Source organism: Stenotrophomonas sp. HMSC10F07 (genome assembly GCF_001807895.1).
GTDB classification, from domain to species: Bacteria; Pseudomonadota; Gammaproteobacteria; order Xanthomonadales; family Xanthomonadaceae; genus Stenotrophomonas; species Stenotrophomonas sepilia.
The window spans coordinates 15,076-24,846 of record NZ_KV791406.1 but is presented as its reverse complement, the minus strand read 5'-3'; the positions used below and the strand labels follow the sequence as shown (position 1 = coordinate 24,846).

Here is a 9,771-nt window from a genome sequence, read left to right as displayed (position 1 = left end):
CGCCTCCAGCAGCGCGGCCAGGTCGGCAGCCAGCGCCTGGGCGCGGGCATCGGGCGCTGCCAGCAGCATCGCCGCCATCCGTGGATGCGTGCCCAGCGCCAGCACACGCCGGCCCAGTTCGGTGATCGCGCCACTGCTGGACAGGGCGCCGAGCCGCTGCAGCAGTTCGCGCGCCGCGCCCATCGGACCCGCCGGGGGCGGATCGAGGAAGCGCAGATCGCTGCTGCCCCAGGCCGCCAGTTCCAGTGCCAGTCCGGCCAGTTCCACCTGGTCGATTTCGGCGCGGCGCTGCGGTTCCAGCCGCTGCGACTGTGGCCACAGCCGCCAGGCCACGCCCTCGGCGACGCGGCCGGCGCGGCCCGCGCGCTGGTCGGCCGATGCTTGCGCGATGGCCACCACGTCCAGCCGGGTGAAACCACTGTTGGGGTCGTAGCGCGGTTCGCGTGCCTGGCCGCTGTCGATCACCACGCGCACGCCGGGCAACGTCACCGACGACTCGGCGACGTTGGTCGCCAGCACCACGCGCCGGCGGCCATCGCTGGCCACCTGAAGTACGCGCGCCTGTTGTTCCACGGGCAGTTCACCGTGCAGCGCCAGGACCTCGACATCGCCATTGAGCGATTCCTGCAGGCCCGCCTGCACCCGCGCGATCTCGCGCTGGCCGGGCAGGAACACCAGCAGGTCACCGGGGTGCTCGGCCAGGGCCTGCTGCACCGCGCGGCGCACTTGCAGTTCCAGCGCCTCATCGCGGCGCGCCGGGAAATGGCTGATCGCCACCGGGTAGCTGCGGCCCTCGCTGCTCAGCCGCGGCGCATCGAGAAAGCGTGCCAGCCGCTCGCCGTCCAGCGTGGCCGACATCACCACCAGGCGCAGGTCATCGCGCAGCTGCGCCTGCACATCCAGCGCCAGCGCCAGGCCGAGGTCGCCGCTGAGATGGCGCTCGTGGAATTCGTCGAACAGGATCGCACCGACCTCTTCCAGCATCGGGTCGTCCTGCAGCATGCGGGTCAGGATGCCTTCGGTGACGACCTCGATGCGCGTGCGCGCCGAAACCTTGTTTTCGAAGCGGATGCGGTAGCCGACCGTGCCACCGACCTCCTCGCCCAGCTGCCGCGCCATGAACAGCGCGGCGCTGCGGGCGGCGACCCGCCGTGGTTCCAGCAGGATGATCTTGCGGCCCTGCAGCCACGGTGCGTCGAGCAGTGCCAGTGGCACCTGGGTGGTCTTGCCGGCACCGGGCGGGGCCTCCAGCACCAGTCGCTGCTGCGCGGCCAGGTGTTGCTGGATCTGCGGCAGCAGCGGGGAAATCGGGAAGAGCGAGGCGTTCATGTGCAAAGGATAAGGGGGCACGGCGGGCGCAGGTACAATGCGCGGGCACTTTTCCCCCGCGATGACCATGCACCTGATCGATATCGGCGCCAACCTGACCCACGACTCCTTCGACCGCGACCGCGATGCCGTGCTGGACCGTGCGCGCCAGGCCGGCGTGGTGCAGATGGTCATCACCGGCGCCAGCCGCGAGCACTCGCCGTTGGCGTTGCAGCTGGCCCAGCAGCACCCCGGCTTCCTGTATGCCACCGCCGGCGTGCACCCGCACCACGCGGTGGAATACACCGAGGAATGCGATGCCGAGATGCGCGCGCTGCACGCGCATCCGGAAGTGGTGGCGGTGGGGGAGTGCGGGCTGGACTACTTCCGTGACTTCTCGCCGCGCCCGGCGCAGCACCGTGCGTTCGAGCGCCAGCTGCAGCTGGCCGCGGACAACGGCAAGCCGCTGTTCCTGCACCAGCGCGACGCGCACGCCGATTTCATGGCACAGATGAAGAACTTCGAAGGCCGCATCGGCCCGGCGGTGGTGCATTGCTTCACCGGCGAACGCGATGAGCTGTTCGATTACCTGGACCAGGACTGGTACATCGGCATCACCGGTTGGCTGTGCGACGAACGCCGTGGCGCGCACCTGCGCGAACTGGTGAAGAACATCCCGGCCAACCGCCTGATGATCGAGACCGACGCGCCGTACCTGCTGCCGCGCACGCTGAAGCCGATGCCGAAGGACCGGCGCAACGAGCCGATGTTCCTGTCGCACATCGTGGAAGAGCTGGCACGTGACCGTGGCGAGGACGTTGCGGTGACCGCGGCCAATGCCACGGCCGCCGCCCGCGCGTTCTTCCGCCTGCCCGACGCGGGTTGATCCGTAGAGCCGAGCCCATGCTCGGCTCATCGCGCGCAGCGCGACGGACACGCAGAGCAGCCGAGCATGGGCTCGGCTCTACAAAGCGCTGTCCGGTAGCGCCGTGCCATGCCCGGCGAGCGAAGCGGCAAGGTCCGTCAGCCCTTCCCGATACGTCGGAAACCGTGGCGCCCACCCCAGCGCTTCACGCGTGCCACGGCTGTCGATGCGCTTGTTGCTCTCGTAGAAGCGCCGCAGCGTCGGGCTCAGTACCGGGTCATCCCAGGCCACGGCGGGCGGCAGCGCAAACCCGCCCAGCTTCGCGGCGAAGGCCAGCACATCCTGCGGCGGTGCAGGCTCGTCGTCGCTGGGCAGGTAGAGACCCTGCCGGGCCGGTCGCCGCATTGCGGCGATGATGACGGTTGCCAGGTCATCCACGTGCAGTCGGTTGAACACCTGGCCCGGGCGAACCACGTGGCGCGCACGCCCCTGCGCCAACTGCACCAGCGCATTGCGACCCGGCCCGTACAGGCCGGGCAGGCGGAACACCGCCGAGGCGATGCTGCGTTGTCCGGCCAGTGCACGCCACTGTGCTTCCGCGAGCAGGCGCTGCACACCAGCCGCTTCAGTGGCGTCGGCCGCGCTGCGCTCGTCGATCCAACCGCCGGCGCGGTCGGCATACACCGAGGTCGACGACAGATAGCCGACCCAGCGCAATGCCGGGCTGGCCTGCAGCGCGGGCAGCAGCAGGCGCAGTGCCGGGTCGCCCTCCGCGTCGGGCGGCACGCTGCACAGCACGGCATCGGCCTGCGCGATCTCATCGAGCAGGGCAGGCGACGGTGGCGTGTCGGCGTGCAGCTGATGCCGTGGCAGGCCATCGTCCGGCGCGAACGAGGGATCGCGCACCGTGCCGGCCACGCCTACGCCGTGCGCCTGCAGCTGCGCGGCCAGCACGCGTCCGCTCCAGCCCAGCCCGAGAATCAGTATCCGCGCGGGCAATGGGCTGGCCTGCAAGGCGGGACTCACGCGACCCGCAGTGCCTGGTAGGCCTGCAGGCTGCTGTAGGCAACCTGCAGCAGCAGGGCTTCCTGATCAGCCCTGCGCGCACGCACCAGCATGTCGCCAACAATCTGTTCGGCCTCCACCTGCTGGCCGGCCTCCAGATCACGCAGCATCGAGGCCTTCAACGCCGAGCCGGCCTGGGTCAGCGTGCCGCGCGCAGTGTCCTGCGCTGCCTCCGGAACCGGTTCACCGGCGGCTTCGGCGACGGCCAGGCACTCGTCGTAAAGGCCACGTACGATCGCCTCGCCATCATCGGTGGCGACGATGGTGCCGATATCCGCACGCAGCAGGCAGGTGGCTGCGGCCAGCGCGGTCAGGAAGGTGTACTTGATCCACTGTTCCTGGCCGATGCGCTCGCTGGCCAGGTGATCAAGGTTGGCCTTCGCGCAGACCGCAGCGAAGGCGCGCACGCGCGCGGAGATCGCGCCGCCGTCGCGCTCGCCGAAGGTGAGCTTGGCCGGCTTGCCCAGATGCAGCACCGCGCCATCGGGCGCCTTGGTGGCGCTGATGAAGCACAGGCCGCCGAGCACGGCGTCGCGGCCAAAGCGCAGATCCAGTGCGTTGTAGTGGTGCAGGCCGTTGAGGATCGGCAGCACGGTGGTGTTCGCGCCGACTGCCGGGGCGATGGCATCGATCGAACTGTCCAGGTCGTAGGCCTTGCAGCTGAGGATGACCAGGTCGAAGGGCTTCTGCGCGGCCAGTGCGGGCAGTGCATCAGCAGTGACGTGCTGAACCGGGAAACGCGCATCACCCAGTGGGCTGCGGATGACCAGGCCATCATGGTCCAGCTGCGCGGCGCGCGCGGGGCGCACGAGGAAGGTCACGTCCACGCCGGCCTGGGCCAGGCGGCCACCGAAGTAACCGCCGGTACCGCCGGCGCCGAGGATCAGGATGCGCATTGCACGTTCACCGTTTTCTGGGGGGAATCAGAACTGCGATTGTGCCGGAGATTGCAGGCAAAAAAGAGCCGAGCATAGGCTCGGCTCTACAGACTGCTGCATCCACGCATGGCGTGGATCCACTTCATCAGCTGCGCATACCCACGCCACGGCGCAGCAGCCACAGGGCCAGCGCCGTCAGCACCACCACGAAACCGATCATCAGGCCGTAGGCCACCGGCAGCGGCACATCGCTGCTACCCAGCAGGCCATAGCGGAACGCGTTGACCATGTAGAAGATCGGGTTCGCGTGCGTGGCCGCTTCGGCCCAGCCCGGCAGCAGCTTCACCGAATAGAACACGCCACCCAGGTAGGTCAGCGGGGTCAGGATGAAGGTCGGCACGATCGCCACGTCATCGAACTTCTTCGCATACACCGCATTGATGAATCCGGCCAGCGAGAAGATCGTCGCGCCGAGGATCACCGTGGTCAGCATCACGATCGGATGCGGGATTCGCACCGGGGTGAAGAACATCGCGATGATCAGCACGATCACGCCGACCATCAGGCCGCGCAGCACGGCACCGGCCACGTAGCCCCACAGGATCACCCAGTTCGGCATCGGGCTGACCAGCAGTTCTTCGACGTGGCGGCCGAACTTGGCACCGAAGAACGAGGAACTGATGTTGCCGTAGCTGTTCTGGATCACGCTCATCATCACCAGGCCCGGCACGATGAACTGCATGTAGGTGTAGCCGCCCATGTCACCCACGCGCGACCCGATCAGGTTGCCGAAGATGAGGAAGTACAGGGTCATGGTGATCGCCGGCGGCACCAGGGTCTGGCCCCAGATGCGCATGATGCGGGCAACTTCGCGGCGCACGATGGTCATCAGCGCGATGCGGTTGCGCTGGCCGTCGGTCAGCTCGGTGGTGCTCATGCAGGCTTCTCCATGTTGCCGGTGAGGCGCACGAACAGCTCCTCCAGGCGGTTGCTCTTGGTACGCATCGAACGCACGCGGATGCCGGACTCGTTCAGCGTAGCGAACACGCGGTTGAGGTCCATCGCGCGTGGCATGTCGATGTCCAGCGTGTGCGGATCCGGCGCGGTCAGCGTCGTGCCCTCGATCACCGGCAGCTGCGCCGGCAGGTCACCGTCGATGTCCAGCAGGAAGCCTTCCACGTCCAGCTTGGCCAGCAGGGTGCGCATCGGCCCCTGCTCGACGATCTGGCCATGGTTGATGATCGCCAGGTGGCGGCACAGGTACTCGGCTTCTTCCAGGTAGTGCGTGGTGAGGATGATCGTGGTGCCGGCAGCGTTGATCTCCTTCAGCACGCGCCACATGTCGCGGCGGATCTCGATGTCCACGCCGGCGGTGGGTTCGTCCAGGATCAGCAGCCGCGGGCGGGTCATCATCGCGCGGGCGATCATCAGCCGGCGCTTCATGCCGCCGGACAGCGTGCGGCTCATCACCTGCGCCTTTTCCCACAGGTGCGCGCGCTTCAGTTCTTCCTCGGCGCGCCGCTCGGCTTCCTCGCGCGGCACGCCGTAGAACCCGGCGTAGTTCACCAGGATGTCGAAGGGCTTTTCGAACAGGTTGAAATTGATCTCCTGCGGCACCAGCCCGATCAGGCGCATGGTGGCGCTGCGGTTGCGCACCAGGTCGCTGCCGAACACCTCCACCTGGCCCTCGCTGAGGTTGACCAGGGAGCTGATGATGCCGATCAGGGTCGACTTGCCCGCCCCGTTGGGGCCGAGCAGGGCGAAGAAGTCGCCCGGGGCCACTTCCAGGGAAACGCCCTTCAGGGCCTGGGTGCCGTTGTCATAGGTCTTGCGCAGGTCGCGCACGCGCAGGGCGGGCGCCGTATCGTTCTGGGATGCCAAGCTCGAAGCCTTCGCGCCCATGGGCTGGCGCTGGAGAGGGGCGGGGAGGGGCTATTATAGAAGACCCCGAGGGCTTGCCCCGGCTACACACTGTCCCGAAAAGTCGTGCCTGTTCAATTCCCCCTCAAGCTGGTCGGCTGCCGCATGCTGGCCCCGACCGTCGGCCACTACCAGTTCGTGCGTGACGATGGGCAGCCGCTGGATTTCCAGCCCGGCCAGTTCATCCAGGTCCATTTCAGCTACGCCGACGGCACCGAAACCAAGCGCAGCTACTCGCTGGCGACCATCCACGACCATGCGCTGGGCCCGGGCGAGGCGGTGGACATCGCGGTCAGTTTCGTGCCCGGGGGCGCCGCCACGGCCCTGTTCGAGGCGCTGGAGCAGGGCAGCCAGATCAGTGCGTCCGGCCCCTATGGCCGGTTCTGCCTGAATCCCGGTGACCACAACGCCCGTTACCTGCTGATCGCCACCGGTACCGGCGTTACCCCGTACCGCTCCATGCTGCCGCTGCTGGAGAAGGCCATGGCCGAACGCGGCGTGCAGATCGTGCTGCTGCAGGGCGCGCGCAGCCCGGGCGAGCTGCTGTACAGCGAAGATTTCTACAGCTTCGCCGAAAAGCACCCGAACTTCCGCTATGTTCCGTGCCTGTCGCGCGAACTGCCGACCGAACCGCACCCGGATGTACAGCACGGCTACGTGCAGCAGGCGCTGGCCGGTTTCACGCCGGACCCGGCCACCGACATCGCCTACCTGTGCGGCAACCCGGACATGGTCGATGCCTGCGCCGAGCTGCTGAAGGCGGCCGGCCTGGGCAACCCGCAGATCCGCCGCGAGAAGTACGTCAGCAGCAAGTAGGCCCGGGTGGTGCCGGCCGTTGGCCGGCAACCCCATGAACCCCGGTAGTGCCGGCCGCTGGCCGGCAACCCCCGCAAACCTGAGGCGGCACCCCGCCGCCCCCGGTGCCCGGCCTCAGTACGCGATCCAGGCGTCACGCCAGGCAGAGCCGGTGCCCGGGCGGTAGGGTTCGGCATTGACATTGCACCACGCGCCCTCCGGGAACGGGCGGCAGGCGTAGAGTTTGCCGTCGGCGCCCTTGACCACGGTTTCGCCCGGCGTGTAGCTGCCGATACCGTCCGGATACACGAAGTCATGGTCGCCCGGTGGCGGATCGACCGGATCCGGCAGCTGCGTGTCGAGCTGGAAGCGATGGCCCGGCTTCAGGTAGACGCGGTTCTCGGTGGCCGAGGCGATGGGTGTGATGATTCCGTTCTTCAGCACGCCCACCCGGGCATGCTGGGCAGAAGCGTTGACCTGGTGGCCCAACGCCAGCGGCCATTGCGTGGCGGAGGTCTGCCCGGTGGCGAGGGTGATCTTCGGGCTTTCCAGGTCATTGCCGTTGGCGTTGAACACGCGCAGGGCCAGGGTGGTACCGGTCTCCAGGTCACCCCGCGCGGTGATGGCCCCAGCGTCTTCCCACTCTGGTGGCGGAATGATGTCACCGCCTTCGAAACGTACGTCGGCACAGGTATAGAACGCTTCCTTCGAATCCGAGCGTTGCCAGGTGTTGTAGATGATGTGCTGGCCAGTACGCTTGGGCAGTGGGCAATCGAGTCGGTAGATGCCGTTGGCATCCTCGTCCACGTGACCCAGCGAGCAGAACTGCTCCAGATCGTCCCAACGCAGCGGGCTGCCCGGTTGCCAGCCTTCGCGGGTTACATAGAAGACCCAGTCTCGGGTCTTGTGCGGAGCCGATGCGAGGTACTCGAAGGTGTAGCGGCCGCGGGCGTCGGCGCGGATCGGGCTGGTCGACCAGTCCGTGCGATTGAGGTTCATGCCGCGGTACTTTGCATTGCCGCCGCTGCACAGTTCGCCATCAGGCACGACCTGGCGATGGTTGCCGTCAGCCTCGGCCTGGTTGATGCCGGCCCAGTCGTAGAAGGGCTGCGCGCCACCGATGGCCTTGGCTGCCGCACAGGCCGCATTGGTCGGATTCTCGGGGTTGGCCTGACGGCAGGCGTAGATGCGGCTGATCGGCTTGGAAAGGGTGCCGTGGGCCTGGGCCTCCTGTGAGGCGAAGAGCGCTGCGCACAGGGAGGCAGCAACTGCTGCAAGTAGGTGGGCTTGCATCGATGACGTCCTTTGACGCGTGGAAGACCCGCCGAGTTTCCACGCAGCAAAGAGCGTCCTCCATTCAACGGTTCCTAAAAAAACGAGGCTGGGAACCCATCGCCTTTTTCCATGCGACTTCCATCGCAAGAAACGTCATGCAGGAGGGGTGGCACCGAAGTGCCACCCCCGTCGAGTTCAGTACGCGACCCAGGCATCACGCCAGGCATAGCCGGTGCCCGGGCGATAGGCATCGGCATTGATGTTGCACCACGCGCCTTCCGGGAACGGGCGGCAGGCGTACAGCTTGCCGTCGGTGCCCTTCACCACGGTCTCGCCCGGCGTGTAGCTGCCGAGGCCGGCCGGATACACGAAGTCGAAATCGCCACCCGGCGGGTTGACCGGATCAACCGGGCCCGGCACCTGGGTTTCCAGCTGGAAGCGATTGCCCGGCTTCAGGTACACGCGGTTTTCGGTGGCCGATGCGACCGGCGTGATCACGCCGTTCTTCATCACACCGACGCGGGCGTGCTGCGCACTGGCATTGACCTTGCGGGCCAGCGCCAGCGGCCACTGTGCGGGAGCGGTCTGGCCAGCCGCCAGCGTGGTCTCCACGCGCTCCAGGTCATTGCCGTTGGCATTGAACACACGCAGGGTCACGGTGCTGTCCACGTCCAGTGCACCGTTGGCGGTCACAGCGCCGGCATCCTGCCACTGCGGCGGCGGAACCACGCCATCGCCGCCTTCGAAGCGCACGTCCATGCAGGTATAGAACGCCTCCTGCGAATCCGAGCGCTGCCAGGTGTTGTAGATGATGTGCTGGCCACTGCGCTTGGGCAGCGGGCAGTCCAGCTTGTAGACACCGCCTTCGGACAGCGGTGTGTTGCCCAGCGTGCAGAATTCCTGCAGGTCGGCCCAGCGCAGCGGGCTGCCCGGCTGCCAGCCATCTCGGGTGACGTAGAACTTCCATTCGCGGGTGGCGTGCGGCGCCGGCGCGCGGAACTCGAAGGTGTAACGGCCACGGGCGTCGGCGCGGATCGGCGTGGTCGGCCAGTCCGTGCGGTTCAGGTCGAGCCCGCGGTACTTGGGAATGCTGGCACTGCACAGTTCGCCATCGCGCACCAGTTCGCGATGGTTACCGTTGGCATTGCCGTGGGCAATCGCGCTCCAGTCGTAGAACGGCTGCGAACCGCCGATGGCCTTGGCGGCGGCGCAGGCCGGGTTGGTCGGGTTTTCCGGATTGCCCTCGTGGCACTGCTTCACGCGGCTGAGCGGCTTGGTCATGGTGCCGTGGGCGAAGGCGCTGCCGGACAGGGCCAGGCCGGCAACGACGGACAGTGCGAGGACTGCCCGATGGGACAGGTGCATGCAGAGACTCCTTTGCGAGGTATGGGAAACCCCATCGAGTCTTCACATGCAGACAGGCCGGCAATATCGGACAAGTTTGATTTCAGTGGCTGTCGTGCCTGATCTGCAGCACGCTGCTCAAAGCACTGCGGCCCAGGCAGAAGGCGGCGCGATGCGCACCGCCTTCTACAACGGGTCAGTAGGGCACCCAAGCATCGCGCCATGCACTGCCCACACCGGGGCGATATGCCTCGGCATTGACGTTGCACCACGCCCCTTCCGGGAATGGGCGGCAGGCGTACAGCTTGCCGTCGGTGCCCT

General features: G+C 67.4%; 9 protein-coding genes and 1 pseudogene. 2 read left to right on the top strand and 8 right to left on the bottom strand.

Annotation, left to right across the window (positions count from 1 at the left end):
* The coding region (gene hrpB, locus HMPREF3114_RS12585) for an ATP-dependent helicase HrpB (RefSeq protein ID WP_070489870.1) at positions 1-1,329 on the bottom strand (1,329 nt) is incomplete at its 3' end.
* A gap of 67 nt (positions 1,330-1,396) precedes the next feature.
* Between hrpB and HMPREF3114_RS12580 the strand changes: the two genes are divergently transcribed.
* Positions 1,397-2,194 (top strand): TatD family hydrolase, encoded by a 798-nt coding sequence (locus HMPREF3114_RS12580; RefSeq protein WP_005420232.1) that lies wholly within the window; start codon positions 1,397-1,399, stop codon positions 2,192-2,194.
* 78 nt (positions 2,195-2,272) lie between these two features.
* Here the strand turns inward: HMPREF3114_RS12580 and HMPREF3114_RS12575 are convergent, their stop codons facing one another.
* The 4 genes from HMPREF3114_RS12575 to HMPREF3114_RS12560 all read right to left on the bottom strand — a co-directional run bounded on the left by HMPREF3114_RS12575 (position 2,273) and on the right by HMPREF3114_RS12560 (position 6,018).
* The gene (locus tag HMPREF3114_RS12575; protein WP_053496778.1) at positions 2,273-3,199 is read right to left on the bottom strand and encodes an NAD-dependent epimerase/dehydratase family protein; all 927 of its coding nucleotides are present in this window, start codon (positions 3,197-3,199) and stop codon (positions 2,273-2,275) included.
* Positions 3,196-4,134, bottom strand: coding sequence for a 2-dehydropantoate 2-reductase (panE, locus tag HMPREF3114_RS12570; RefSeq protein ID WP_005420228.1), 939 nt, complete (start codon positions 4,132-4,134; stop codon positions 3,196-3,198). The genes HMPREF3114_RS12575 and panE overlap by 4 nt, the downstream gene beginning before the upstream one ends.
* A 127-nt stretch (positions 4,135-4,261) precedes the next feature.
* The gene (locus HMPREF3114_RS12565; RefSeq protein ID WP_005420226.1) at positions 4,262-5,053 is read right to left on the bottom strand and encodes an ABC transporter permease; all 792 of its coding nucleotides are present in this window, start codon (positions 5,051-5,053) and stop codon (positions 4,262-4,264) included.
* Positions 5,050-6,018, bottom strand: coding sequence for an ABC transporter ATP-binding protein (locus HMPREF3114_RS12560; protein WP_070489869.1), 969 nt, complete (start codon positions 6,016-6,018; stop codon positions 5,050-5,052). The genes HMPREF3114_RS12565 and HMPREF3114_RS12560 overlap by 4 nt, the downstream gene beginning before the upstream one ends.
* Before the next feature lie 84 nt (positions 6,019-6,102).
* Between HMPREF3114_RS12560 and HMPREF3114_RS12555 the strand changes: the two genes are divergently transcribed.
* The gene (locus HMPREF3114_RS12555) at positions 6,103-6,852 is read left to right on the top strand and encodes a ferredoxin--NADP reductase (RefSeq protein ID WP_080104359.1); all 750 of its coding nucleotides are present in this window, start codon (positions 6,103-6,105) and stop codon (positions 6,850-6,852) included.
* 114 nt (positions 6,853-6,966) lie between these two features.
* Here the strand turns inward: HMPREF3114_RS12555 and HMPREF3114_RS12550 are convergent, their stop codons facing one another.
* The 3 genes and pseudogenes from HMPREF3114_RS12550 to HMPREF3114_RS21485 all read right to left on the bottom strand — a co-directional run.
* Positions 6,967-8,124 (bottom strand): lytic polysaccharide monooxygenase, encoded by a 1,158-nt coding sequence (locus HMPREF3114_RS12550; RefSeq protein ID WP_053496780.1) that lies wholly within the window; start codon positions 8,122-8,124, stop codon positions 6,967-6,969.
* Between the two features lie 177 nt (positions 8,125-8,301).
* Positions 8,302-9,471 carry a lytic polysaccharide monooxygenase gene (locus HMPREF3114_RS12545; RefSeq protein WP_053496781.1) on the bottom strand — a complete coding sequence of 390 codons (1,170 nt, stop codon included), beginning with the start codon at positions 9,469-9,471 and terminating at the stop codon, positions 8,302-8,304.
* Positions 9,472-9,646: 175 nt separating this feature from the next.
* A pseudogene (locus HMPREF3114_RS21485) lies at positions 9,647-9,771 on the bottom strand (cellulose-binding protein); the annotation flags it as partial.